The organism is Enterobacter sp. QK-SA4 (genome assembly GCF_056856775.1).
On sequence record NZ_JBXFXH010000007.1, the window covers coordinates 4,615,710 to 4,641,034 of the forward strand.

The window sequence follows — 25,325 nt, forward strand, 5'->3', positions numbered from 1 at the left end:
GAATTTGCCCGCCGAAACTAAAAAAACGGATAATCGCTTGGAATTGTTGTATACCGCTCTGCTCTACATCATTCAGCCACTGGTGTGGCTGAGACTGTTGCTTCGTAGCCGGAAAGCGCCTGCGTATCGTAAACGCTGGGCTGAACGCTATGGCTTCTGCCGCAATAAAGTCGTACCGGACGGTATTTTGCTGCATTCCGTTTCTGTCGGTGAAACGCTGGCGGCGATCCCGCTGGTTCGCGCCCTGCGTCACCGCTACCCTTCGCTGCCAATCACCGTCACGACGATGACGCCAACCGGCTCGGAGCGCGCGTTATCCGCTTTCGGCAAAGACGTGCAGCACGTCTATCTGCCTTACGATCTGCCCTGCGCCATGAATCGTTTCCTCAACACCGTTCGCCCGAAGCTGGTGATCGTGATGGAAACCGAACTGTGGCCGAACATGATTTCCGCTCTGCATGCCCGTAAAATCCCGCTGGTCATTGCCAACGCGCGCCTGTCAGAGCGCTCGGCGAAAGGTTACGGCAAGCTGGGTAAATTTATGCGCCGCCTGCTGGGCAAAATCACGCTGATTGCCGCGCAGAACGAAGAGGACGCGGCGCGCTTTATCTCTCTGGGCCTGAAACGCAACCAGCTTGCGGTAACGGGCAGCCTGAAGTTCGATATTTCCGTTACCCCTGAACTCGCCGCCCGTGCGATCACGCTGCGTCGCCAGTGGGCCCCGCGTCGTCAGGTCTGGATTGCGACCAGTACCCATGATGGCGAAGAAGAGATCATCCTGCAGGCTCACCGCAAGCTGCTGGAAAAATTCCCTGATTTACTGCTGATCCTCGTGCCTCGCCATCCGGAGCGTTTTAAAGATGCCCGTGAAATGGTCCAGAAAGGCGGCTTCAGCTTCACGCTGCGCAGCAGCGGTGAAATCCCTTCCGGCAGCACCCAGGTGGTGATTGGCGATACGATGGGCGAGCTGATGCTGCTGTACGGCATTGCTGATCTCGCGTTTGTCGGTGGCAGCCTGGTGGAGCGTGGCGGTCATAACCCGCTGGAGCCGGCAGCCCACGCCATTCCGGTACTGATGGGGCCGCACACGTTTAACTTCAAAGATATCTGCGCGAAATTACAGCAGGCCGATGGTTTAATTACCGTGACCGATGCGGATTCGGTGGTTAAAGAGGTATCGACCCTTCTGACTGACGAAGATTATCGCCTGTGGTACGGGCGTCATGCCGTCGAAGTGCTGCACCAGAACCAGGGCGCACTGACCCGACTGCTGCAGCTTCTGCAACCATATCTGCCCCAGCGGAGCCACTGATGTCAACGCGTCTGTCGGTCGTCATGATCGCCAAAAACGCCGCCGACCTGCTTCCGGATTGCCTGGCGTCGGTTGCCTGGGCTGACGAGATAGTCATTCTTGACTCCGGAAGTACGGACAACACGGTGGATGTTGCCCGGGCAGCGGGCGCAAACGTCTTTGTCGACGCTGACTGGCAAGGCTACGGCATCCAGCGCCAGCGCGCACAGGGGTATGCCACAGGTGATTATGTCCTGATGCTCGACACCGACGAACGCATCACGCCGGAGCTTCAGCAGGCCATTCAGGCTGTACTTTCCTCGCCCCAGCCTGGCGCCGTGTACAGCATTGCCCGCCGCAACTACTTCCTTGGCCGTTTTATGCGCCACAGCGGCTGGTATCCTGACCGCGTGATGCGCCTCTACGAGCGCGAGCGGTATCAGTACAACGACAATCTGGTGCATGAATCCCTGAGCTGCGATAGCGCTCAGGTCATCCCCCTGAAGGGCGATTTGCTGCACCTGACCTGCCGTGATTTCGCGAGCTTCCAGCGTAAACAGCTCAACTATGCCACCGCATGGGCGCAGGAGCGTCACCAGCGCGGCAAGAAGGCCTCGCTGACGGGAATCTTCACCCACACGCTGGGCGCGTTTCTGAAAACGCTGCTGCTGCGTGGTGGCGTGCTGGACGGCAAGCAGGGCTGGTTACTCGCGGTAGTGAATGCCCAGTATACTTTCAACAAATACACCGAGCTGTGGGCGCTCTGCCGCGGCTACTCAGAGAAAACGTGAGCCATGAGCACAAAAGCGATTTATCCGGGTACCTTCGATCCGATCACCAACGGTCATCTTGATATCATCACCCGTGCGGCGTGCATGTTTGACAAGGTGATCCTGGCCATTGCCGCCAGCCCCAGCAAAAAGCCGATGTTTGACCTCCCCGAGCGCGTGCAGCTCGCCACCGATGCTATTTCGCACCTGCCGAATGTTGAGGTGGTCGGGTTTAGCGACCTGATGGCTAACTTCGCCCGCGCTCAGCAGGCAAACATTCTTATCCGTGGTTTACGCGCGGTGGCAGACTTCGAGTATGAGATGCAGCTGGCGCACATGAACCGCCACCTGATGCCGGAGCTGGAGAGCGTGTTCCTGATGCCCTCCAAAGAGTGGTCGTTTATCTCTTCCACGCTGGTAAAAGAGGTGGCGCGTCATCACGGCGATGTCACCCATTTTCTGCCGACTAACGTCCATCAGGCATTGATGGAAAAGTTAAAGTAGCCTTATTTCTGGCACTGACGGCAGTAGAACGTGGCGCGCTGGGCGTGCTTCGTGGCAATAACGGGCGTGCCGCAGACTCTGCACGGTTCGCCTTTACGGCCATACACCTGCAGCTCCTGGGCAAAATAGCCCGGCTTGCCGTCACTTTGCAGGAAGTCCTTCAACGTTGTCCCGCCCTGCTCAATCGAGCGAAGTAATACGGCTTTAATCACCCGGACCAGCAGCTCGCACTCCTGCGCCGACAGCGAAGAGGCCAGCCGATCGGGATGGATCCCGGCCGCAAACAGGGATTCGCTGGCGTAGATATTCCCCACGCCGACCACCAGCTTGTTATCCATCAGCCAGGGCTTAATCGGGCTTTTCTTCTTCGCACACTTCGCCTTGAGGTATTCCGCGTTAAACGCGTCTGAGAGCGGCTCCGGGCCCAGATGCGCCAGCACGTTATGCCCTTCCAGCTCCTTCGTCCACAGCCACGCGCCAAAGCGCCTTGGGTCGGTGTAACGGAGCACTTTGCCGTTGCTCATCACCAGATCGACATGGTCATGCTTTTCCGCAGGCAGTTCTTCGGTAAGAATGCGCAGGCTCCCGGACATTCCCAGGTGGATAATAATCCAGCCGTCGGGCAGCTCCAGCAGCAGGTATTTAGCGCGGCGCTGTACGCTAAGGACGGGTTTATCGCTTAACGCGTGGATCTCATCGGACACCGGCCAGCGCAGACGTCCATTGCGGACCACCGCGTGAAGAATCGTTGCGCCGACCAGATGGGGCTCAATGCCGCGACGGCTGGTTTCTACCTCAGGTAATTCAGGCATGGTTCCTCCGTTGAGATTCAGAATGCAAAAAACCCCGCAGTTGCGGGGTTTTTCGATACAAGGAGACTAAAATTATTTGATTTTAGCTTCTTTGTACAGTACGTGCTGGCGTACAACTGGATCGAATTTTTTCAGTTCCAGTTTTTCCGGCTTAGTACGTTTGTTCTTCGTGGTGGTGTAGAAGTGACCTGTACCAGCAGAAGAAACCAGCTTGATTTTCTCGCGAATACCTTTAGCCATGATTTATTTCCTCTTTAAGTACTTAGTACTTTTCGCCACGGGCACGCAGTTCGGACAGAACTGTATCGATGCCTTTCTTATCGATTACACGCATACCTTTAGCAGATACGCGCAGGGTGACAAAACGCTTCTCGCTCTCAACCCAGAAACGGTGAGAGTGCAGGTTCGGCAGGAAACGGCGTTTAGTCGCGTTCAGTGCGTGGGAACGGTTGTTACCGGTCACCGGACGCTTGCCAGTAACTTGGCAGACTCGGGACATGTCTATTCTCCAAAAATCAAATTAGCTCGAGCTTCGTATGGGGTATCGGCGCCTCGTCAGGCTTTACAGCCCGGTCATCGCATAGTTCTAAGTGAACTCTCGATTGCCAGGCCCAAATGCCAAACCCGAGATTCTCAAAGGTGGCGTAGTATACGCTGACTCGGCGGTGTGCTCAAGTCCCGAACAGACAAAGATCCCGATGGATCGCGAGAAATAGCCTAAATCCAGCCATGTTCTGCGAAAGAAATGTACTCACCGCGGCCAATTATCAGATGGTCCAGTACACGAATGTCCATGAATTGACAGCATTTGATAATGCGTTCGGTGATTTCTTTGTCCGCTCTGCTCGGTTCTGCACAGCCAGAGGGGTGATTATGCGCGAGGATCACGCCCGCTGCATTCACTTTTATCGCTTCCCGCACAATTTCACGCGGATGCACCTCAACGTGGCTCAACGTGCCCGCAAAGAGACAGCTATGTTTCAGCACCCGATTTCTGTTATCGACAAAGATCACCATAAAGATCTCGCGTTCAATATCGGTTAACTGGCTTTGCAGGAATTCGCGCGTCATTTCTGGCGTCAGGATCGGATCTTCCTTCTCCATGCGGACATTGTAAAAACGGCGGGCAAGTTCAGCAATGCCCCTCAGCTGGGCATATTTCGCCACGCCAATCCCCTCAACGTGCTTAAACTGCGCCAGGTCGGCGGTCAATAAACCGTACAGTGAACCGAAATGTGCTATCAGCTCTTTTGCCAGCGTAAATACCGTTTTTCCGGGCGTTCCGGTACGTAAAAAGAGCGCCAATAGTTCATCGTCTTTTAACAGGGTGACGCCATAGCGCAGCAGTTTTTCGCGCGGCAGCAGCTCCTCATCCTCTTCTTCCATGCTCTTTCTCCTTTTTAACTTCATGCTGCCACAGGCCAATCCGTCGCTCGACGGCCACATTGCGTTCTTGCGTAGCGCCTCGCAAAGTGGACGAAGGACAAAATCACTCCGCTTTGGGGATTGTGATAAAATGCCCGCTCTCTGGTGAAACCCAACAGGAAAGAATCATGATGAGCCTGGCCGGTAAAAAAATCGTTCTTGGCGTGAGCGGCGGCATTGCTGCTTATAAAGCGCCGGAGCTGGTGCGTCGTCTGCGCGAGCGCGGAGCTGACGTGCGGGTCGCGATAACCCAAGGCGGTAAAGCCTTTATCACTCCTCTGAGCCTGCAGGCCGTTTCAGGATACCCGGTATCTGACAGCCTGCTCGATCCGGCCGCCGAAGCCGCGATGGGCCATATTGAGCTGGGTAAATGGGCAGACCTGGTTATCCTCGCCCCCGCCACGGCTGATTTAATCGCTCGGGTGGCGGCCGGTATGGCAAACGATCTGGTCTCCACCATTTGTCTGGCCACGTCAGCTCCAGTTGCCGTCGTTCCTGCCATGAACCAGCAGATGTACCGTAACGCGGCCACCCAGCACAATCTCGAGACGCTGGCCTCACGCGGCCTGCTTATCTGGGGTCCGGACAGCGGCAGCCAGGCCTGCGGCGACGTTGGCCCGGGTCGCATGCTTGATCCGCTGACGATTGTTGATATGGCCGCTGCCCATTTTTCGCCTGTCAACGATCTGCAACATCTCAACATCATGATTACCGCGGGCCCCACGCGCGAGCCGCTGGATCCGGTGCGCTACATCACCAACCACAGCTCCGGCAAAATGGGCTTCGCGATTGCCGCCGCCGCCGCAAGGCGTGGCGCGAACGTCACGCTGGTGAGCGGCCCGGTATCGCTGCCTACCCCTGCGTTTGTGAAGCGAATTGACGTGACTACCGCGCTGGAGATGGAAGCCGCCGTGCAGGCACATGCGCAAAGCCAGCAGATTTTTATCGGCTGTGCGGCCGTCGCAGACTATCGTGCCGAGACGATCGCCGAGGCTAAAATTAAAAAGCAAGGCGATGAATTAACACTAAAAATGGTGAAAAACCCGGACATTGTTGCCGGCGTCGCCGCACTAAAAAGCCATCGTCCATACGTTGTTGGGTTTGCCGCAGAAACGAATAATGTGGAAGAATATGCCCGGCAAAAACGTACCCGCAAAAACCTCGATTTGATTTGCGCGAACGACGTATCGCTGGCCACACAAGGATTTAACAGCGACAGCAACGCACTGCACCTTTTCTGGCAGGATGGAGATAAAGTCTTACCGCTTGAGCGCAAGGAACTCCTGGGCCAACAATTACTGGACGAGATCGTTACCCGTTATGATGAAAAAAATCGACGTTAAGATTCTGGACCCGCGTGTTGGCGAGCAATTCCCGCTGCCAACATATGCCACCTCCGGTTCTGCCGGTCTTGACCTGCGCGCCTGTCTCGATGACGCCGTAGAACTGGCTCCGGGTGCCACTACCCTGGTTCCAACTGGCCTGGCAATTCACATTGCTGACCCGTCTCTGGCAGCGGTGATCCTGCCGCGTTCTGGTCTGGGCCATAAGCACGGCGTTGTGCTGGGTAACCTGGTGGGCCTGATCGACTCCGACTACCAGGGTCAGCTGATGGTCTCCGTCTGGAACCGCGGTCAGGACAGCTTCACCATTGAACCGGGCGAGCGTATCGCCCAGATGGTCTTTGTACCGGTGGTACAGGCAGAATTTAACCTGGTGGCAGACTTTGACGCCACCGACCGTGGCGAAGGCGGCTTCGGCCATTCCGGGCGCAAATAACGGCCCGAAAGACACGTATCTCACAGCGTTATAATGCAATAACAAACCGCAAACGCCCGTTTGCGGTCGCTGTGTGGATGCCAGCCTGGCAAGTGCTTATTTTCAGGGGTATTTTGTAACATGGCAGAAAAACAAACTGCGAAAAGGAATCGTCGCGAAGAAATACTTCAATCTCTGGCTCTGATGCTTGAATCCAGCGATGGCAGTCAACGCATCACCACCGCTAAACTGGCCGCCTCTGTAGGCGTGTCTGAGGCGGCGCTGTACCGTCATTTCCCGAGCAAGACCCGGATGTTCGACAGCCTGATCGAGTTTATTGAAGACAGCCTGATTACGCGCATCAACCTGATTCTGAAAGACGAAAAAGACACCACCGCGCGTCTGCGTCTGATTGTGCTGTTAATCCTGGGCTTCGGTGAACGCAATCCGGGCTTAACCCGCATTCTCACCGGCCACGCGCTGATGTTTGAACAGGACAGACTGCAGGGTCGCATTAACCAGCTTTTCGAGCGTATTGAAGCGCAATTGCGCCAGGTTCTGCGCGAGAAGAAAATGCGTGAAGGCGAAGGTTACAGTATTGATGAGACTCTGCTGGCGAGCCAGATCCTGGCGTTTTGTGAAGGGATGCTCTCCCGCTTTGTGCGTAGCGAATTTAAATACCGTCCAACGGACGATTTTGACGCCCGCTGGCCGTTAGTGGCTGCTCAGTTGCAGTAATCTGTAAGCCCGGTAAGCGTAACGCCACCGGGCAATTTAATTACACCCCGAACTCTTCGCGATACGCTTTTACCGCTGCCAGATGGTCCGCCATTTCAGGCTTCTCTTCCAGATACGCAATCAGCTCTTTCAGGGTAATAATCGACGTCACTTTGCAGTTATAGTCACGCTCCACTTCCTGAATAGCGGAAATCTCGCCACGGCCACGCTCCTGACGATCCAGCGAAATCAGCACGCCAGCCAGCGTCGCACCGTTGGCCTGGATAATTTCCATCGATTCGCGGATCGCCGTGCCCGCAGTGATTACGTCATCGACCAGCATGACGCGGCCCTGCAGCGGGCTGCCGACCAGATTCCCGCCTTCGCCGTGGGTTTTAGCCTCTTTGCGGTTAAAGCAGTAGGGCACGTCGCGGTCATGGTGTTCCGCCAGCGCCACCGCGGTGGTGGTCGCAATCGGAATGCCTTTGTAGGCCGGGCCAAACAGCAGGTCAAAATCAATCCCGGAATCCACCAGCGCTTCGGCATAGAAACGGCCTAACAGTGCCAGATCGCGCCCGGTATTAAACAGCCCGGCGTTGAAGAAATAGGGACTCTTACGCCCGGATTTCAGCGTAAATTCGCCAAACTTAAGTACCTGCTTGTTAAGCGCAAACTCAATAAACTGGCGCTGATACGATTTCATGGATTTGCTCCTTTGGTTTTTCTGTCTTACAGGCAAAAAAAAGGCGACTCATTGGTCGCCTTTAAAATCAATTTTCTAACGCCGCTTTCTGCGTCGTTACAATGGATTCGATTCCCCCTCGGGCCAACGCCAGCAGGGAGAGAAGTTCTTCGTGGGTGAACGGCTCGCCTTCTGCCGTGCCCTGCACCTCAATGATGCGACCGTCTTCGGTCATCACCACGTTCATGTCGGTTTCTGCTGCGGAATCTTCAACGTATTCCAGATCGCAAAGCGCTTCACCATTAACGATACCGACAGAAACCGCCGCAACCATGCCTTTCATTGGGTTGGTTTTCAGCTTGCCGGCCGCAACCAGCTTGTTCAGGGCATCGGCCAGCGCCACGCAGGCACCGGTAATCGACGCCGTACGCGTACCGCCGTCAGCCTGAATCACGTCGCAATCGAGAGTAATGGTGAATTCGCCGAGGATTTTCAGGTCAACGGCGGCGCGCAGCGCACGCGCGATCAGACGTTGAATCTCCATGGTACGCCCGCCCTGCTTACCCTTCGCCGCTTCACGGGCGTTACGGGTATGGGTCGCACGCGGCAGCATGCCGTATTCAGCGGTGATCCAGCCCTGGCCCTGACCTTTCAGGAAGCGCGGAACGCCTTCTTCGATGGAGGCGGTGCACAGAACTTTAGTGTCACCAAACTCAACCAGCACGGAGCCTTCAGCGTGTTTTGTATAGTTACGGGTCAGGGTGACGGGACGCACCTGATTGGCGCTACGACCTGATGGACGCATGATGGATTCTCCGGCTTGAAACGAATGTGGCTGCGCATTATACGGATAAAGGACGCTTATTCCTATCCTGAGAAGCCCCCGAAAGCTATAATCCCCCCATCTCTCCTTTAAAAACGGGAATGTCTATGATCCGCAGTATGACCGCCTACGCCCGGCGTGAAATCAAGGGTAGCTGGGGTAGCGCCACATGGGAAATGCGCTCGGTAAACCAGCGTTACCTGGAAACGTATTTCCGTATGCCGGAGCAGTTCCGCAGCCTTGAGCCTGTCGTACGTGAACGTATCCGTACGCGTCTGACGCGCGGAAAAGTGGAATGTAACCTGCGCTTTGAGCCCGATGCCAGCGCACAGGGCGAGCTCATCCTCAACGAAAAACTGGCGAAACAGCTCGTGAATGCAGCGAACTGGGTCAAAATGCAGAGCGATGAAGGCGAAATCAACCCGGTTGATATTCTGCGCTGGCCTGGCGTCATGGCGGCCGGTGAGCAGGATCTGGATGCTATTGCCGCTGAAATCCTGGCAGCCCTCGACGGCACGCTGGACGACTTTATCGTTGCCCGCGAAACCGAAGGCCAGGCGCTGAAAGCGATGATTGAGCAGCGCCTTGAAGGCGTGAGCACCGAAGTAGCGAAAGTCCGCACCCATATGCCAGAAGTGCTGCAATGGCAGCGCGAGCGCCTTGTCGCCAAACTGGAAGAAGCGGAAGTTCAGCTGGAAAACACCCGTCTGGAACAAGAGCTGGTGCTGATGGCGCAGCGTATTGATGTCGCTGAAGAGCTGGACCGTCTGGAAGCGCACGTTAAAGAAACCTACAACATTCTGAAGAAGAAAGAAGCTGTGGGCCGCCGTCTGGACTTTATGATGCAGGAGTTCAACCGCGAGTCGAACACCCTGGCGTCTAAATCGATCAATGCAGAAGTGACGAATTCAGCGATTGAGCTGAAAGTGCTGATTGAGCAGATGCGCGAGCAGATCCAAAACATAGAGTAAAATTTCAGAAAAACTTTTTAAGTCTCACAACATCTCACCGACACCAACAAGCCTGTGTAATAACGGGCTTTTCTAATACCATAGAATCTCACACGATCTCAATACAGCGCACATTTATCGTGTACATAGTTGTGTATATACTCATGTTATGTACACGCACATCTATGTACACAGTAAGAACTTCATTGAGGACGAATTATGGCAAAGCTAACGGACATTCAGATCAAAGCATGGGTGAGGGCTGGGGAACGATTTAATGGTCGATCTGATGGCAATGGCTTGTATCTATGCTTTCCTAAAAACTACGCTATACCATTCTGGCGTTTCCGCTATCGGTTTGTCGGGAAACAGAGGGCAATGGTTATTGGAACCTACTCTGAATTTTCACTCGCTAAAGCGCGAGAAACGGCGAAAGAGCTTTCCGCACGTGTTGCCTTAGGCTATGACGTTGCAGGAGAAAAGCAGGAACGTAAGGCCGAGGCTATCAAAAAGATTGAAGAACAAAAAAATGCGTTGAAGGTTTCAGATCTGGCCCACGAGTACTTCGAACGCCAGATCTTAGGGAACTGGAAACATCCAGATATCCTGCGCCGTCGTATCGACAAAGACATCAATCCTAGTATTGGGCATCTTAAAATCGAAGATGTTCGCCCCCGCCATATTGATGATATGTTGCAGAAGATCATCGCACGAAACGCCCCTACAGTGGCTAATGATGTCCTCCGCTGGACCCGCCGCATTTTCAACTATGGTATCAAACGCCATATGCTGGAGAGTAACCCCACAACAGCGTTTGAGATCGCTGATGCTGGAGGTAAGGAGAAATCCCGTGAACGCTGGCTGAGCAGAGAAGAATTGATTAAATTCTTTCAGGCCATGCGGGTGACTCAAGGATTTTCCCGGCAAAACGAGCTGACTATGAAACTTCTGCTTGCACTCTGCTGTAGGAAAATGGAACTCTGCGCTGCTCAGTGGGCTGAATTTGATTTAAATAACTCAGTCTGGCATTTACCTGCCGAACGGGTAAAGAACGGTGATGCTATCGATATCCCCTTACCCGCGATAACCGTTGAATGGTTGAAGGAACTACACCAGATGTCCCTCAATAGCCAGTGGGTGCTACCTGCGCGTAAAATGCAACACAGAATGATCCCTCATATACAGGAAAGTACACTGCCCGTAGCACTGGCAAAAGTGCGCAGCAACCTTCCTGATATACCAAATTTCACCATCCATGATTTCCGACGTACAGGGCGCTCACACTTAGCTGCTTTAGGCGTTGACCCTGTTGTTGCAGAGCGTTGTTTAAACCACCGTATCAAGGGTGTAGAAGGCATCTATAACCGTTATGAATATTTTCAAGAACGTAAAGCAGCCTTAGAGCAGTGGGCAGCATTACTGGCCTCACTGGAACGCGGTGAGGATTACAATGTGATGCCGATAAAAAACAACAAAAAAATCAGTTAGCCTGTACGGCGATAAAATGTTTCATTGATTTGTTAGGGGATTAACAGACTGGAATGACCCCAGAGCAATAGGCAATTCCGGTCCTCACGACTAGTTCTGTGAGGAATCCCCCATACTGAGGTTGCTTGGGTAATTGTGTATCGTGCCAATATGGCTACTATCGTTAACAACTGGGTGCCTGTAAGAGTCGTTGCCGCTTTCTGCGCACAGATTTAGCAAGTAACCGATGAATTTTACTGGGGGGATATGCCTCTCCGTGAAATGACAAAATACTCATACAGGGCCAGAAACTATTTTTGATGACTCACAGGCTCGTCTGAAGGCCATTTTGGCGCGAACGTTCACCGATGAACAATGGTCATGATTCAGCGCCCTAAGTGCCCCTGTATGAGTAACAAGGGCATCTGGAGTATGTTTAACCAAATCGGCGTATTCTGTTGCTGTTGACCCACAACGGCGCGTTGCTTAACAGGCCGAGTTTAGCTACGCAACTGGGCCAAGCACACCATATTTCAGACTTATTCAGAAGATCATATTCATACATTCTGAACACATTCTCAAGACGCTTCGGCATTTTCCTGAGATTAACAGACTTCAAAAAGTCGTGTTTATTTTTCACCAGATTATGCCCCTTTTCATATTTAAAGCGACTCTCAGTGAGATACAGCGTTTCGTTCAAACCTTTCTGATAGATCTGTAGATCTTCATACGGGTTCTCTACTTTGCCTATATCAGCCAGAAGCAGAGCATTCTTACTCTGCTTTGAGTGAGGTATACTTTTTGGGCGAATTCTGGCCTCGATACGAAGGAAACCCGCGAACTGATCCACGCTGAGAGTGTTTTTGCCCTCGGCTTTTACTGTTTTAAAGGATGTCTCAGCATCAGACAGATCAATTTTCTCATATATAGACATCTGAATATGAGAATTTACTGTTCCCAGCGTTAATCCCCTAGTTTCCGTGCCAAGGTTCATTTTCCCTGTATAGCAGCGTTTCATCCCAAAAAAATAGTCCTCAAGGGTACACTTATACAAATCTAGAGCCACGTCTAAGCGTGTAATCCACGCTCTTTTTAAGAGTTTGAAAATAAACTCACCGAGGCCACTTTCAGCCATCCAAAGAATAAGGCTGTCCATGCCCTTTTCATCCAAATGCTGAGGGCGAAACTCCATTCTTATGTTGCCAACATTTCTTCTTACTGGTTTATATTCAAACCTCAGCAGCATGGTATTTCCAGAGTATATAACAAACCCCTTTTGATAGAGTTTTTTTCCATTCTTCGATATTGTCGCAGGTCTTAAAGAATAGGGCGTTGGATCTTCAAAAACACTCTCAACCCAACGTTTAATAAGTATTCTCTCATTCTTGTTTTCTGCCATGGTTACAATAGTAATCGCATCCACACGCATTCTCAGTGGGTGCCCATCTTTGCTTACCCCAATTTTTAATGACTTCTTCCCATTGTCGATATTATTCATGTTTATCTCCATGCCACCCACCATCGTGAGTGGCTATATCAGTTAATCCAATTACATGCTTCTCACTGGTTATATTCCCCAGTGGCAATATGGTTCTAAGTGGGCGCATATGTGGCTTATAGACGGGCTGAAAACACGCCCATAAGCCATCCACCTGCTACTTTCGCTGCCCTGTGGGTACCCTGGAGGCAATCCACGCCTCAACGTCGTGTTGCAACCATGCCACCGCACGCCCTCCTGTTAGCGATACCGGACGCGGGAATGTGCCTGCTGCAACCATTCGGTAGAGCGTTGCCCGGCTGACGGCGCAGCGCTCCAGTACGGCCTGACGTTTGATCAATTTGAGTTCGTTCATCGAAGTGCTCCTTCAGTTAATGAGGAGCAGGATTTACAAGATGCAATTTCTCTCATTTTTCGAAAAAGAAGCGTGACAGTTCGCCTTGAATTTGTGACAGTCACATAGTCAATGGCGAACTGTACATTTGTCGTAGGAGGTATGATGAGGAACCCGCAGGTAAAAAAGCGTGAGGCTGCCAAGATCAGGAAAAAAATTCAGCGTGATACGTTGGTTAAAAAATTTGGTAGGTTAATGGAAATTTATATCCATAAAGATATGGAGAAATGTCTTGAGGAAATTATCAGGGGAGGAGGGTTTCCCGCTTTAGATGTTGATATGTTGAAAACAACTGAAGGACGTTGTTTTGTTATAGCAGAATTGATTGGATTCACTTATTTGCAACAATGTTCTACCGTCAAAAATAAGAATGAAAAAATAATTCGTGAAATTCATCAAAAGGTATGCAAAGAGAGAGTTAGAAAAGATAAAACAGTCAAGGCCGTTGCGTTGGAATTGAATAATAATAGCGTTTTTTCAATAGGTAAAAAAGACGGTGATATTATAATAGATGACGGGGAGTGGACTGATGCCAAGGTTAAAAAAATGAGTGAATTTTCAACGGTAGCTAAGATTATTATTAATCTGGATAAAAATACATGATTAGTATTTGCGAATATACGTCATTGGATTGGGTATATATTTGGATGAGATATTTTATTATCTCATTTATCACATATTCAATATTTGCATACATCATTAAGAGAATATTATACCCGTTCAGAAAAGAGTTTTCTTCTCCTCCTATTGCAAGATGGCAGAATGGACATGAAAGCACATTTTTTATCAGTCCTGATTACTGGTGGGCATTTCGCTTCAAATCCCGACTAAAGGCAAACGTTACGGGTGAAAAAGTGAAGGAAGAGTTAAAAGATTATGTGGATATAAACAATAAGGTTAACTTTTGTATTAGTGTTATTATCATGGTGCTTAATTTTCTTGTTTATGAATATGCTCATGATTACTTTTATTCAAAAGCGTTAATGTGTATAGCTTTTATTCGATTTATTTCTAGAAGTTATGAGATCACATATGCTTTTGTTTGTGACATATTTCAGCAGCATGAATCCGTTACGGGGTTAAACAAACATGAACGTATTCGGTTAGCTCTATTTAGCTATTTAGAGATATTTTTTTATTCAGCGGCGGCATATATGCTATTACCGCAAATAAATTCTGTATATGATGCCGTTACAATGTCGTTGAGTGTTGGCACGCTAACGAATGTGGGGTATGCATTTAATTTTTGTGGGCAAAATACACCTTTCATTACAAACATTGTGTTTGTTCAGGTTTTTGCTACATTAAGTCTTGTAGTACTAAGTCTTGCAGTATATCTTTCTAGGAAGGATGGTGACACGTAATTACCTCTATTCAATATCTTAGGCGGAAAATATCATCACAAAAGTGAAGTATTAAAACTGAAATAAAACCACACGTCAGAAACATTATCGCTGCCGTATGGTTTTTTTATTTGAAAGGACGGTGTTCTACTTTATTAGATATTAAGTGCTTTAGCATCCTTTAAAATAACAAAGAAATATAGTTAGCATTAGTTCAGCCCTTTAGGTGCGTCTTCCCCGCCAGCATATCAATCATTACGAGATAAATTTTCTCGCACTGAGCCCCGCTATTCTGTACAGCGAACTTCCATCCTTCATCCATAGCCGCAGCAACCTCTGTTGTTGAGGCTATGGGCCAGTCGCTTACGGTGTCGTAGACTCTACCGATCGCCGTTTTCTTATCAACGCCTGTACGTTGCTGTAGACACATCCTGACCATCACTTCTGCGGCCTGAGCAGGCTGGCTTGCCGGGTAAGTTGCCAGCGCCGGGGCGGATGCTGTTGTGACGAGTAGCGCAGTAATAATACGCTTCTTCATTGTGTTACCCCTCACTGAATTGGAATACCCTGAACCGGGCTGTTTTCCCATTTCATCGGGCGGTCTTCCGGCTCGGTAGGGGCGGGTGCTAAAGCAGGGGATTCGGTTTGCGGCGAGTTCGTGGCTGAGATCTTTTCCTCAAGCTCATCGAACCGGTCAGTGAAATCTTTAAGCACTTTATTGCATACAATGGAGGCCTGATCCTGCTGACCAAGCATTCGTGCATTCAGTACGTCCATATCCGCTCGATTGTGATATTCCTGCTCCATTGCCGGGGTGATGCGGGTTGTGGTACCGGAGGCATCCTGGTATTCAAAGCGTTTGATGAGTTTATCAAGCCGCTTAAGTACTGCTGTATCGACAATATATCCCTCAGCTCTGCAAGTGTTCAAAAGACTGAACTGCTCCGTTAAGACGTTGTATGACTGGATCGGTAACACTTTGGCTTCTGCTGATAATGTAAGCAGTAGGATACTCGGTAGTGAGACCATCAATGTTTTTTTCATAATTTCCTGTCCTTAATACTTAAAAATCATGTAGTTGTCAGACTGGTTCTGGTTTGTGATATCAGAATCTGTCGGTTTTACTTCTTTACTTTCCCCCATAGCGCTGAGGCCAGATGGATTCAGGTGTGGTACCCAAAGCGTCTGCAATAATTTTTTCAGCCCGTGGATAATGACGTTCGAAGGCATTATTTAGTGTCCGTGAAGCCAGCCCATGCTGCCGTGAGAGGGAAGACAGAGAAAGCCCCTGTTTGTGCAGGGCCGCGATAATATCGGCCCGGTGCCAGTTAACAGCACTTCCCTTACTTCGCTTTTTTTGCGAATCTGTTGAGTTACTCAATGTATTCACTCCGGGTTGTTAGTACTGGAGATATTAAAAGCGAACAAAGGGAAGTTATCAAGTTCCCTTTTTGTGGTTATTTGCGCTCATTTAACTAACGCTTTGATCAGAGGTGAAATTTTTATGAGTAATAAACAGATGACTGGGCCCAGTGATATCGGTGCGATAGAAAGTGGAGAGTGGCTAACAGCAGAGCAGTTTGCCGGAATGGAAGGGATGCCGGGCACTGCGAAAGGGGCACGGCTACGTCTGGAAAAACTCACAGCTCTGCACCCGGAAATCCGCCGCAAACGCACGAGTGGGAAGGGATTTCTGTACCATATCAGCGCGGCAGGGATGGCGCTGAAAAGTGAGAGGGATGCGACAGATGCCTCAGCAGACGAGCAACTTAACCTGTGGATACAACTGTTTCGCACAATGAAACCGGCCTCCAGGGATAAACTTTTACAGCAGGCTCTGACTCAGGTTGCGAGGGACCTGGCTGAAGGAGACGTTAACCAGTAATAAGTGATGGAAGCCTTGACTGTGTTGGATAAGTGATAATAGGAATCATTTGAATTAACTGTTTGATTTTGCTATAATTAATATAGTGGCAGTCATTACGTACTCAGCCACTGTATTAACCCATCTTGGCTGGTTCACGGCCATCACCTATTCTGGAATCACTACAATGACACTTCCCCGAGACGTCCATGCGTCCCGTCAGGGCCAGCATGACTACTTGTGTGGCATCTACAGCCTGATTAACACCCTCAGTTATCTTTATGACGGCAGAGTTCGGCGAGAAAAATTGATGTACCACCTACTTAGCAGCTATAAACGACGATGGGATTTATTTGATCTACTGACGCTTGGCTTGGATGAAGAGCAAATGGACCACCTGATTGGTGATGTCCTGTTGAAAGGGCATTACGCCCGACATTATCCTCTCAATATTCATACCCCTTTCCGTTACCGCTCCCGACGTACCCGACAGATTCTCAGCGACATCAACGACTGGCTGGCACCATCGGAAAATCAGGCGCAGCGCGTGGTGATTCTGGGCACCACCTGGCACTGGTCTGTGGTTATTCGCACGGATTCCACCCGGCTGTTCTTGTTTGACAGCTTGGGGATACATAGTCAGCGCAGGGACACCTTCTCCATTCAGCCAGAGCTGAAACGGCATACGCTGCTGACGGATGCAATTTACTTTGTTGAACGTGAATTCTGACCTGTACGAGAAGGAGTTGAGCATGACATCTATCGCCAGTGATCGCAGCGGTTACAGACAGACAGTTAAATCATTTACCTGCATGGAGATTATCTCGACATTGATATGAATATTAATCAGTGGCATAGCTCTCAGGAATAAATTTTATTAATTGATCAATTTCTACCAATCAAGTAGATTACCTTCACTGAACTATTTCTCGAATATATTTTGTATTTTTATCTTTAAAGGATACTACGATGCTTGAGAAGTTAGAATTAACCAAAAATGCACAATTTTATATTTCCAAGGGAAATGAACCACTACCTCCAATAGAAGATGTATTTATCTTGGATATATTAAATGCTTCTGATGACAATATTGAACCTGATGCTCTATATATACTAAATGAATTTAGAACTCGAAGCCATTTAATTGATGAAGATATCCCTTATTTATATTCAGTCAGGATATTCCCCACGATCAGGCCAGTTTACTTCATTGGGAAAGATGAAGGTGAGCTTGGCCTATATGACAGAATTCATGCGTTTATTATTATTTTTGAATTTGAAAATCACATTAGTATAATCAAAAAAAGCTGCTCTAATATATCTGAAAAAATTGAGAAAAACTTTGACCTGATTACTAACACAATGATAGCTGAGACTTTCAATGATTCTGATGTTTCTTTCCAAAGAATATCCTTAAGAAACATGACGGTATCGGACAAAGCAATAAGGCAGCGATCTTATGAAGCTCCGGATTTAAAGGGCACTTTCTCTACTCATGCTGCTGGAAGATCAATACCGCTATTCTTGAAATTCAGACAAGGATCAACTGTAAGAACTATTTCAGGAACCGGGCGTTTAGTCGAGTCATCTAATAGAATTAACTTTGATAACTTAGCTCTTTGGGTTTACAATCAACTTTCTCTAATAAAAGATGGTGGGGGCGAAAAGGATTTTTTAGATGCATTTGCTAAGCAGAAGAAACTTCATGAAGTGCTTGAGCACTCAAAACCAAATGCAATTTTAATTGAAAGCTCATCTTTATATGACCAACTCATCGAAGATGATATTAAAATTAGATATGAAAACAAAAAAGGAATAGAGGTTGAACTAAAAACGAAGGAATTAGAGCGATTGATAAAGCATCTCGAAAGAGTTTACGCCATCGATTCAGAAGGAAAAATAACAACTAAATTTGGCCGGGCATTTATCAGAATAAATAATAAAACTTTAACCTTCGACTCCTCATTCTTGAGATCATTAAAAGTAAATGTATCAGGAAGTAATGTTACGCTACAAAGCTATATAATTAAAAATGGATTTTATAGTATAACTTTTGATGATCCCCGCTATATGTATTTTATTGGAAACTGTTTTCAAGATGATTCAGGCATCGCAGAAATAAATAGTATATTAGATATGTTAAGACCCGTGGAAAATATGGATTCCGTAACTAGTGAAAAAGGTAATTTCAGGAAAACCAGTGTCCAATTTTCGAAAGGGTCAATGTTTAATCTAGTTGAGAAGATACATAAAAATGATGACTATGTTTTTTGCGATGATTTAGGTAATGAATGGGCTGATCACATAACCTTTAATAAAGGTGACTCATGCATCAATTTCATTCATTCGAAGCATGGACCGGTTAGTACTTCCGCTAGTAACTTGCATGATGTTGTCGGACAAGCGGTAAAAAACTTAGGTTACATGAATTTTAGTAAAGCTGATTTTATGAAAAAATTCGAAGCTAAATTTGTAGAGAAATATAATTCAACTAAAGGTGAGACAAATATAAAAAGGACCAGAAAAGGCAACTCAAATGGTCTGGATGAATATATTTCTAATCTTTTAAAGGATTTTAAATTGCATAGAAAATGCATTCTGAGCTGTTCCTTTGTATCAAAGAATGAAATAAAGGATGAGTTTAATAAAATATCCAGAGGTGAGAAGGTGAATGGGCACATTACTCAATTGCTATGGATATTGTCATCTTTTTCTCATGCAGTAAAAGAAGTAAACGCAATCCCAATTATCTACTGCTCAGAGTGAGAGAGAAAGTTTAGGCCCTTAAATATTAAGGGCCATAGAGGACAATAAAACGTCAAAACTTGAATGGAACAACAATATCGTCATAGCCATCATCTATGTCAGGTACGTATTTAACACCTGATATATCTGCCAATAATTCTGGTTTGATTTTAATCTTTTCAGCTAACATGCCGAAAGATATACCCAGATGTTCTTTCAAAATAGTTAAACTTTCCTCAAGAACATGAGGTTCTTCTAACGGAATTTGATCGTCCAGTTTTTCTTTTTTTGTTTGTCGTGTTTGACTGAACCAAACATTAGCGCTTCTATATTGCTGGGCGTTAATAAATCCCAAGAAATGTGCTCTATAAATAATTGCTTTAGCACTAACTTTCCATCGAGCTTTTAAAGCATACACTTTTTTCCAGTCAATCATTCCGCCAACACCTAAGCAGGACGGAAATTCTCTGGCAAAAGACTTTCTAGGAAATAAGAAAGCACTAGCAAAAGCATCAGCCTCTCGCTCTGTTTTTTTACATCCAGTCTCAATACCATCATGCATTATTAAATGACCACATTCATGAGCCAAGTCAAAACGCATTCGGCAGGCACTTTCTTTCGCAGTGTTGCGAATTATTATAGGGAATTTTCTATTAACAGATAAAGCATCAACTTTTTCAGACACGCCATCAAAACAGGTAACAATTGCTCCCTGATTTTCAACAACATTAACCATATTATCTATAGGGGCATCAGGTGTTAGCCCCCAACGAATACGGGCCCCCTCAGCAATCTTTTCTATCAATGGAGGTGTTAATTCTACAATCTTACTATTATCAATCAAATTAAAACCGTTCTCGGGCATATCTAGGTGTTCATGCAGCTCAGCAACGAGTTGCTCAAGAATAGTACTGTATGCCTGAACCCGCTCTTTAACACCTGCAGGCGTTGTCTGTCTTTTGCGAAAATGGCATTGCTCTGGCTTAACGTCACCAGAAAGAGGTATCCCGAAGAAATCGGTGGAAACCTGAAGAAACTCTGCCAATGCATTCCGCACGTCATCAGCTGGTGCCCGAACGTCACTTTCGTACTGATGTATACTTTGCCGGGTCACGCAAACAGCATCACCAAGCTCTTGCAGAGTATACCCTTTTAACAAACGAGCGAGCCGAAGCCGTTCGCCATAAAATTCTATAGCCATAACTTACGAACCATTATTCGAGTCATCATTCTCGGCCTTTTTATCTTTCCTTTTAACAGAGATTGATGCTTTCTGAGTTTTGACTGGCTCAGGTAATTCGGTATCAATGGAGCTGAAAGCAGGAACCCTTTCATCCAAAGGAATTTCCCAGCATGAAACCTGCACGCCTTCTAAAAAGCCAGTAAAGGTTACACGCTCAACATAGCGGAAATCATCAACTTCAACAGCAAAAAACCAAATAACTGAAGCAGCGTTGCCTACTTCAACAGGCAATAAACTCATCTGACTCAGCGCTTCTACGCAAGGTATCAGCCTACGCTCTTCCGGGCGATTAGGGCCTCCCCGGTACAAACGGACTGGCACTGAATCAATAGAAAAGGTAAATTTCCCATCGTCTTTCACTATGCCAAGCCAGGGCCACTCTTCATATTGAGTTGCAGCACGAATTATCCTCGTTCGGCAACATTCATAGGCCCTCAACCCAGTTGAACGAGCAGAATCACCAAGCTCTTCATTATGTAAATCAATCACATCATCCCTGACATTTCGAATTAGGGATGCAAGTTGTTTAAGTCGCTCTATTGTTAGAGCTGGGTTTAGCTCCCACGGTTGCTTCATTATAAAAAAGACCTCATGCGTAGAGTTACGTAGCCCTTGATGGGATTTGGTGAAATACCTAGCAATAATCTTGCATTTTTCGATATTTGTCAAGTGACATTAAAAAAGTAACCGATTCGCAATCTTGTCAATACTGATGATAAACATATAATTAATAGCCGTTTTTATGTTTTAGTCAGAACAATACACACTCAGAAACTGAATTCGAGCAGAACCTGATACCGATATGACCAAAGCACTCATCGATCGAGTGCAAAACCATACGATTAGGTAAGAAAACGTTGACCAGTTAGTGCAGCACCTACAAAATCTCATGGTGCAAACTAAATTCGTTAAACACGATTCTGCTCTGAGAGCATTAAGCTACGTGCTAAGGAAGACATTTGGGAATCATAGATAAATCGACATATACACTAAAATGTCCGAATTGCGAGATTGTAGAAACTCTGGCAATACTAGATAAAGGTTCTAACTGGGGCGGCTCTCATTGGCAAAGTGGAGGCTCTTTCCAACATTTTCATACAGAATGGCAAGGAGGAGGCCTTACTGAGCCCTCTCTTAAAATTGCAAAATGTAAAGTATGCCAACAATCCGCACTTGTTACTTCATCTTACTGAACCGATTTCCCCAACTGCAATGAACACTTTCTTTTCTCGTGTACTTAAGAGTGTACTTAACGAAAAAATAGATTATTAAAAACATAATAAAATCAACGCAAACACACAATCACTCAATATTCAGATTCAATCGAGTAATGCCTTTCGGGTGGTGTCGACCGCACCACCCATTACTATTTCTAATCCATCCTAACGCCAATTTTGTCGCTTTACCGCCCTCCATCAAGCTTTCTCTATAGAACTTGATAAAAATTTATAGTGCAAACTGACTCGCCTTAGAAAATCTCAATCGTGATCTTGCGCACAAATCGCTAACCTCCCCCACGTTCACACCGGAGGGTATATGCTGCTTCACATCCTTTATCTCATTGGCATCACCGCAGAAGCCATGACCGGCGCGCTTGCCGCCGGACGTCGCCGTATGGACACCTTCGGCGTGATCATTATTGCTACGGCGACCGCACTGGGCGGCGGTTCCGTGCGCGATATTCTGCTTGGCCATTACCCGCTCGGCTGGGTTAAACACCCTGAGTACGTGATTACTGTGGCGACGGCCGCCGTGTTAACCACCATAGTGGCGCCCGTTATGCCCCATCTTCGCCGCCTGTTTCTGGTGCTTGATGCGCTGGGGCTGATTGTCTTTTCGATCATCGGCGCACAAATCGCGCTCGATATGGGGGAAGGACCCGTTATCGCCACCATCGCCGCCGTGGTCACGGGCGTATTCGGCGGTGTGCTGCGCGATATGTTCTGCAAACGCATCCCCCTGGTCTTTCAAAAAGAGCTGTATGCCGGCATCTCCTTTGCGGCAGCGGTGCTCTATATCGCTCTGCAGCATTACGTTTCAAACCATGACGTGGTGGTCATCTCAACGCTGCTGTTTGGCTTTACGGCCCGCATGCTGGCGCTGCGTCTGAAGCTCGGGCTGCCCGTTTTTCATTACAAACACAGCGCCCACTAGCTTCAGAACCCGTTGATGTGCTGTTCAGCGAGCCATTTCGCCAGCACATCTATCTGAGGGGCGTGAATCCAGTTAACGATTTGTCGCGCTTTCTCCTCTCCTGTTCCCGGCAGGGTCTGCCAGTCCTTTGCGTTGCGCCCGCTCATCTTCTGCCACGATATGTCTCCCATCGCCTTCAGCGAAGCCTGGGTCAATGGCACACCCATTGCCATGAGCCAGCGGATAAACGGCTTCTCGCGCACCAGATTAAATCGGTGCCAGAGCGCCAGCCCGCGTGCTGAGGAAAACCCCGGTGTAGCCTGCAGCTGCGCCTGCGTTAATAACAGCCATGAAAAGAGATGTTCAAAATGATGCGCCTGCCAGAGGGTTCGCCAGCCTGACTCGCCTACTCCTTCAATATCAAGTACCTGCTTTGAACTGAGCCAGGTCAGACGGGCAAAGAACTGCTCCATACACTCCGGCGAAGCATAGAAACAGCTAAGAGCATGATAGCGTGAGGCCGGTGGCTCTGGTTTATGTCTGTCGGTCCCGCGCCAGAGCACCTTATCAAACCGGGGTATACCCTGCCCGGCCAGGCTGATTTGTATCTGATCCCCTGGAGCAATATCCAGATTCTGCCAGCGCCCAACCGAGCCCAGACTCACCCGCTGCACCTGTTTATCATCCAGTTGCACGGGCTCCAGCGCTGCTACAACGGAAATTTTGCCCGTGCGCCCCACGGAAAAATGAATATCACTCACCTCAGCGACCTGAGCTGCGGGAGGATATTTCCACGCGACAACCCAGTGGCCTTCTCCCGGTAACCACTCTTCGCCCGCAGGTTCATCCTCCGAACGCACCACAATGCCATCCGTGGCAAAGGGTAATGCGGTCACGTGCCAGGCCGCGCGCTGCTTCTCGACGGCATCGACAGATTCGGCGGGTAGCGTGTACCGTGCCGACAGCGTAAAACCGGCCTGAGACAGTTCAGCTAAAGAGGTACGCATATCTTTCGGTCCGTCCGGCCAGGCCCAGATAAATACGCCGATCTTGCTCAATAGCGAGTTATCCTTTTGCCGCATCATCGCCCCCGCTACCTTTGCGCGAGCGTTCATTCCGCCCATCTGCTGCTGAATATAGTTGTCACGCAACCAGAAAAGCTCGCCCTGTAAGACGCTATTCGCCAGCGCGCCGGTGATATTTTGCGGAACAGACGGGATTAAACGTACCTTCCCGGTCCAGTCTTCCCCTTTGAGGCCATCACCGCGACTGATAGCCTGGGTTAACTTTCCGTTGCGATAGACCAGCGTCACCGCCACACCGTCAACTTTCGGCTGCATCCACAGATGCTGTCGGGCACGCATCCACTGTCTCAACTCCTCTTTGCTGGCCACTTTATGTACGCCCGTATGGGCAACCGGATGCTTTACGCTTCCCACCAGCGCCGGGAGTTTCTCTTCTGAAGGCTCGCTGCCAAAACAGCGCTGCCACTGCGTTAACCGCCCGTGAAGCTGGTCGTAAACCTCGTCGTTGATCTCGCTCACGCCCTGCTTCCAGTAGGCCTCATCCCAGCCTTTGATTTGCGCGCTTAACGACGCCATCTCTTTTTCTGCTTTTGCCTGCGACCACACCGGACACACCGCCGCGCCATAGCCACACCACAACAGCATTAACCCGCTTATCCATCGCCACATCGCTCCCCCTCCTTTGCATTGCAGGAGGTATACCCGGATGCCTGAAACAACGCTAACGGCAACGTTTCACAATGCGAGACGCTATCCGGTGTTTCTTTTGGTTGCTGAAAACCACGGATAAAACCTGAAAACGGCACGCAAAATTTAATAATCCAGGGGAAAAAGTGTGACAAAGGCTACGTCACACGGCGGTGACGTGTATAATAAGCCCGTATGTAGGACTTCTTCGTTAACACATACAAAAGACTCTCATGGCTCAAGGCACGCTTTATATTGTTTCTGCCCCTAGTGGCGCGGGTAAATCCAGCCTTATTCAGGCACTGTTAAAAACCCAACCGTTGTACGACACACAGGTTTCTGTTTCTCACACCACGCGAGCGCCGCGTCCGGGTGAAGTGCACGGTGAACACTATTTCTTTGTGGATCACGACGAATTCAGAGCGATGATCGGCAGAGACGCGTTTCTTGAACACGCTGAAGTATTCGGTAATTACTACGGTACCTCGCGTGAAACCATTGAGCAGGTTCTGGCCACGGGCGTGAATGTGTTCCTGGATATCGACTGGCAGGGCGCACAGCAAATTCGCAAGAAAATGCCTGACTCGCGCAGTATCTTTATTTTACCGCCATCGAAAGATGAGCTGGATCGCCGCCTGCGTGGCCGCGGTCAGGACAGCGAAGAAGTGATCGCAAAGCGTATGGAACAGGCTGTTGCAGAAATGAGCCATTACGCGGAATATGATTACCTTATTGTGAACGATGATTTTGATGCCGCGCTGAGCGATCTCAAAACCATTCTTCGTGCAGAACGTCTGCGTATGAGCCGCCAGAAGCAGCGACATGACGCATTAATCACCAAACTGTTGGCAGACTGAACCCACTTTCAGTATCATGCCCAGTCATTTCTTCACCTGTGGAGCATTTTAAGTATGGCACGCGTAACTGTTCAGGACGCTGTAGAGAAAATTGGTAACCGTTTTGACCTGGTGCTGGTCGCCGCGCGTCGCGCTCGTCAGATGCAGGTAGGCGGTAAAGATCCGCTGGTACCGGAAGAAAACGATAAAACCACCGTTATTGCACTTCGCGAAATCGAAGAAGGTCTGATCAACAACCAGATCCTCGACGTGCGTGAGCGCCAGGAGCAGCAAGAGCAGGAAGCCGCAGAACTGCAGGCCGTAACCGCTATTGCTGAAGGTCGTCGTTAATTAAACC

At 48.7% G+C, this 25,325-nt stretch carries 30 protein-coding genes; 16 read left to right on the forward strand and 14 right to left on the reverse strand.

The window, feature by feature from the left end; translation table 11 throughout:
• Positions 1 to 37: 37 nt before the first annotated feature.
• Genes waaA through coaD form a run of 3 tightly spaced genes read left to right on the forward strand, consistent with a single transcriptional unit; the run spans position 38 to position 2,565 of the window.
• Entirely contained in the window at positions 38 to 1,312 is a 1,275-nt protein-coding gene (waaA, locus tag AC1VYI_RS23780; protein WP_023309893.1) for a lipid IV(A) 3-deoxy-D-manno-octulosonic acid transferase, read from the forward strand.
• Positions 1,312 to 2,082: a glycosyltransferase family 2 protein gene (locus tag AC1VYI_RS23785; RefSeq protein WP_023309892.1), complete on the forward strand. Its 771-nt coding sequence runs from the start codon at positions 1,312 to 1,314 to the stop codon at positions 2,080 to 2,082. The genes waaA and AC1VYI_RS23785 overlap by 1 nt, the downstream gene beginning before the upstream one ends.
• A gap of 3 nt (positions 2,083 to 2,085) precedes the next feature.
• Complete coding sequence (coaD, locus tag AC1VYI_RS23790; RefSeq protein WP_134866959.1) at positions 2,086 to 2,565, forward strand: pantetheine-phosphate adenylyltransferase; 480 nt, start codon at positions 2,086 to 2,088, stop codon at positions 2,563 to 2,565.
• Between the two features lie 2 nt (positions 2,566 to 2,567).
• Here coaD and mutM read toward each other — a convergent pair whose 3' ends face one another.
• The 4 genes from mutM to radC all read right to left on the reverse strand — a co-directional run bounded on the left by mutM (position 2,568) and on the right by radC (position 4,763).
• On the reverse strand, positions 2,568 to 3,377 hold the full coding sequence (gene mutM, locus AC1VYI_RS23795; RefSeq protein WP_023309890.1) for a bifunctional DNA-formamidopyrimidine glycosylase/DNA-(apurinic or apyrimidinic site) lyase: 810 nt from the start codon (positions 3,375 to 3,377) through the stop codon (positions 2,568 to 2,570).
• A gap of 72 nt (positions 3,378 to 3,449) precedes the next feature.
• On the reverse strand, positions 3,450 to 3,617 hold the full coding sequence (rpmG, locus tag AC1VYI_RS23800) for a 50S ribosomal protein L33 (RefSeq protein ID WP_003024094.1): 168 nt from the start codon (positions 3,615 to 3,617) through the stop codon (positions 3,450 to 3,452).
• Positions 3,618 to 3,639: 22 nt separating this feature from the next.
• Positions 3,640 to 3,876 (reverse strand): 50S ribosomal protein L28, encoded by a 237-nt coding sequence (gene rpmB / locus AC1VYI_RS23805; RefSeq protein ID WP_002436699.1) that lies wholly within the window; start codon positions 3,874 to 3,876, stop codon positions 3,640 to 3,642.
• 218 nt (positions 3,877 to 4,094) lie between these two features.
• Complete coding sequence (gene radC / locus AC1VYI_RS23810) at positions 4,095 to 4,763, reverse strand: RadC family protein (RefSeq protein WP_023309889.1); 669 nt, start codon at positions 4,761 to 4,763, stop codon at positions 4,095 to 4,097.
• A 170-nt stretch (positions 4,764 to 4,933) separates the two neighbouring features.
• Here radC and coaBC point away from each other — a divergent pair, with 170 nt between their 5' ends.
• The 3 genes from coaBC (at position 4,934) to slmA (ending at position 7,298) form a co-directional block, all read left to right on the forward strand.
• Positions 4,934 to 6,145 carry a bifunctional phosphopantothenoylcysteine decarboxylase/phosphopantothenate--cysteine ligase CoaBC gene (gene coaBC, locus AC1VYI_RS23815; RefSeq protein ID WP_134867406.1) on the forward strand — a complete coding sequence of 404 codons (1,212 nt, stop codon included), beginning with the start codon at positions 4,934 to 4,936 and terminating at the stop codon, positions 6,143 to 6,145.
• A complete protein-coding gene (gene dut, locus AC1VYI_RS23820; RefSeq protein ID WP_008502691.1) occupies positions 6,123 to 6,581 on the forward strand; it encodes a dUTP diphosphatase in 459 nt (152 codons plus the stop codon). The genes coaBC and dut overlap by 23 nt, the downstream gene beginning before the upstream one ends.
• Before the next feature lie 120 nt (positions 6,582 to 6,701).
• Positions 6,702 to 7,298, forward strand: a complete 597-nt coding sequence (gene slmA / locus AC1VYI_RS23825) for a nucleoid occlusion factor SlmA (RefSeq protein ID WP_008502690.1) — start codon at positions 6,702 to 6,704, stop codon at positions 7,296 to 7,298.
• Positions 7,299 to 7,338: 40 nt separating this feature from the next.
• On the opposite strand, the gene pyrE is transcribed toward slmA, so the two are convergent.
• Both pyrE and rph read right to left on the reverse strand, forming a co-directional pair.
• On the reverse strand, positions 7,339 to 7,980 hold the full coding sequence (pyrE, locus tag AC1VYI_RS23830; RefSeq protein ID WP_023309887.1) for an orotate phosphoribosyltransferase: 642 nt from the start codon (positions 7,978 to 7,980) through the stop codon (positions 7,339 to 7,341).
• 67 nt (positions 7,981 to 8,047) lie between these two features.
• Positions 8,048 to 8,764: a ribonuclease PH gene (rph, locus tag AC1VYI_RS23835; RefSeq protein WP_010426431.1), complete on the reverse strand. Its 717-nt coding sequence runs from the start codon at positions 8,762 to 8,764 to the stop codon at positions 8,048 to 8,050.
• Between the two features lie 125 nt (positions 8,765 to 8,889).
• Here rph and AC1VYI_RS23840 point away from each other — a divergent pair, with 125 nt between their 5' ends.
• Both AC1VYI_RS23840 and AC1VYI_RS23845 read left to right on the forward strand, forming a co-directional pair.
• Complete coding sequence (locus AC1VYI_RS23840; RefSeq protein ID WP_023309886.1) at positions 8,890 to 9,753, forward strand: YicC/YloC family endoribonuclease; 864 nt, start codon at positions 8,890 to 8,892, stop codon at positions 9,751 to 9,753.
• Positions 9,754 to 9,951: 198 nt separating this feature from the next.
• The gene (locus AC1VYI_RS23845) at positions 9,952 to 11,220 is read left to right on the forward strand and encodes a tyrosine-type recombinase/integrase (RefSeq protein WP_045426541.1); all 1,269 of its coding nucleotides are present in this window, start codon (positions 9,952 to 9,954) and stop codon (positions 11,218 to 11,220) included.
• A gap of 415 nt (positions 11,221 to 11,635) precedes the next feature.
• On the opposite strand, the gene AC1VYI_RS23850 is transcribed toward AC1VYI_RS23845, so the two are convergent.
• Entirely contained in the window at positions 11,636 to 12,697 is a 1,062-nt protein-coding gene (locus AC1VYI_RS23850) for a hypothetical protein (RefSeq protein WP_139156526.1), read from the reverse strand.
• 157 nt (positions 12,698 to 12,854) lie between these two features.
• Positions 12,855 to 13,052 carry a helix-turn-helix transcriptional regulator gene (locus AC1VYI_RS23855; protein WP_032175739.1) on the reverse strand — a complete coding sequence of 66 codons (198 nt, stop codon included), beginning with the start codon at positions 13,050 to 13,052 and terminating at the stop codon, positions 12,855 to 12,857.
• 141 nt (positions 13,053 to 13,193) lie between these two features.
• On the opposite strand from AC1VYI_RS23855, the gene AC1VYI_RS23860 reads away from it, so the two are divergent.
• Both AC1VYI_RS23860 and AC1VYI_RS23865 read left to right on the forward strand, forming a co-directional pair.
• Positions 13,194 to 13,694 carry a hypothetical protein gene (locus AC1VYI_RS23860; RefSeq protein WP_149010916.1) on the forward strand — a complete coding sequence of 167 codons (501 nt, stop codon included), beginning with the start codon at positions 13,194 to 13,196 and terminating at the stop codon, positions 13,692 to 13,694.
• Positions 13,695 to 13,945: 251 nt separating this feature from the next.
• Positions 13,946 to 14,455: a hypothetical protein gene (locus AC1VYI_RS23865; protein ID WP_133166645.1), complete on the forward strand. Its 510-nt coding sequence runs from the start codon at positions 13,946 to 13,948 to the stop codon at positions 14,453 to 14,455.
• A 193-nt stretch (positions 14,456 to 14,648) separates the two neighbouring features.
• Here the strand turns inward: AC1VYI_RS23865 and AC1VYI_RS23870 are convergent, their stop codons facing one another.
• The 3 genes from AC1VYI_RS23870 to AC1VYI_RS23880 form a co-directional block, all read right to left on the reverse strand.
• A complete protein-coding gene (locus AC1VYI_RS23870) occupies positions 14,649 to 14,972 on the reverse strand; it encodes a hypothetical protein (protein WP_032175742.1) in 324 nt (107 codons plus the stop codon).
• 11 nt (positions 14,973 to 14,983) lie between these two features.
• Positions 14,984 to 15,478, reverse strand: a complete 495-nt coding sequence (locus AC1VYI_RS23875) for a hypothetical protein (protein ID WP_032175743.1) — start codon at positions 15,476 to 15,478, stop codon at positions 14,984 to 14,986.
• An 85-nt stretch (positions 15,479 to 15,563) separates the two neighbouring features.
• Positions 15,564 to 15,815, reverse strand: a complete 252-nt coding sequence (locus AC1VYI_RS23880) for a helix-turn-helix domain-containing protein (RefSeq protein ID WP_032175744.1) — start codon at positions 15,813 to 15,815, stop codon at positions 15,564 to 15,566.
• Positions 15,816 to 15,938: 123 nt separating this feature from the next.
• Between AC1VYI_RS23880 and AC1VYI_RS23885 the strand changes: the two genes are divergently transcribed.
• From AC1VYI_RS23885 to AC1VYI_RS23895, 3 genes are all read left to right on the forward strand, one after another.
• Positions 15,939 to 16,319, forward strand: coding sequence for a hypothetical protein (locus tag AC1VYI_RS23885; protein WP_482883006.1), 381 nt, complete (start codon positions 15,939 to 15,941; stop codon positions 16,317 to 16,319).
• Positions 16,320 to 16,485: 166 nt separating this feature from the next.
• The gene (locus AC1VYI_RS23890; protein ID WP_045426554.1) at positions 16,486 to 17,028 is read left to right on the forward strand and encodes a hypothetical protein; all 543 of its coding nucleotides are present in this window, start codon (positions 16,486 to 16,488) and stop codon (positions 17,026 to 17,028) included.
• Between the two features lie 239 nt (positions 17,029 to 17,267).
• Complete coding sequence (locus AC1VYI_RS23895; protein ID WP_053263784.1) at positions 17,268 to 19,064, forward strand: hypothetical protein; 1,797 nt, start codon at positions 17,268 to 17,270, stop codon at positions 19,062 to 19,064.
• A 52-nt stretch (positions 19,065 to 19,116) separates the two neighbouring features.
• On the opposite strand, the gene AC1VYI_RS23900 is transcribed toward AC1VYI_RS23895, so the two are convergent.
• Both AC1VYI_RS23900 and AC1VYI_RS23905 read right to left on the reverse strand, forming a co-directional pair.
• Positions 19,117 to 20,244: a helix-turn-helix domain-containing protein gene (locus tag AC1VYI_RS23900; RefSeq protein ID WP_032175747.1), complete on the reverse strand. Its 1,128-nt coding sequence runs from the start codon at positions 20,242 to 20,244 to the stop codon at positions 19,117 to 19,119.
• Between the two features lie 3 nt (positions 20,245 to 20,247).
• Entirely contained in the window at positions 20,248 to 20,862 is a 615-nt protein-coding gene (locus AC1VYI_RS23905) for a hypothetical protein (protein ID WP_223862641.1), read from the reverse strand.
• A gap of 960 nt (positions 20,863 to 21,822) precedes the next feature.
• Here AC1VYI_RS23905 and AC1VYI_RS23910 point away from each other — a divergent pair.
• Entirely contained in the window at positions 21,823 to 22,440 is a 618-nt protein-coding gene (locus AC1VYI_RS23910) for a trimeric intracellular cation channel family protein (RefSeq protein ID WP_023309885.1), read from the forward strand.
• A 2-nt stretch (positions 22,441 to 22,442) separates the two neighbouring features.
• Here the strand turns inward: AC1VYI_RS23910 and ligB are convergent, their stop codons facing one another.
• Positions 22,443 to 24,113, reverse strand: a complete 1,671-nt coding sequence (ligB, locus tag AC1VYI_RS23915; protein ID WP_134866960.1) for an NAD-dependent DNA ligase LigB — start codon at positions 24,111 to 24,113, stop codon at positions 22,443 to 22,445.
• A gap of 251 nt (positions 24,114 to 24,364) precedes the next feature.
• On the opposite strand from ligB, the gene gmk reads away from it, so the two are divergent.
• Entirely contained in the window at positions 24,365 to 24,988 is a 624-nt protein-coding gene (gmk, locus tag AC1VYI_RS23920) for a guanylate kinase (RefSeq protein WP_010426438.1), read from the forward strand.
• Positions 24,989 to 25,042: 54 nt separating this feature from the next.
• Complete coding sequence (rpoZ, locus tag AC1VYI_RS23925) at positions 25,043 to 25,318, forward strand: DNA-directed RNA polymerase subunit omega (RefSeq protein ID WP_000135058.1); 276 nt, start codon at positions 25,043 to 25,045, stop codon at positions 25,316 to 25,318.
• Positions 25,319 to 25,325: the final 7 nt, after the last annotated feature.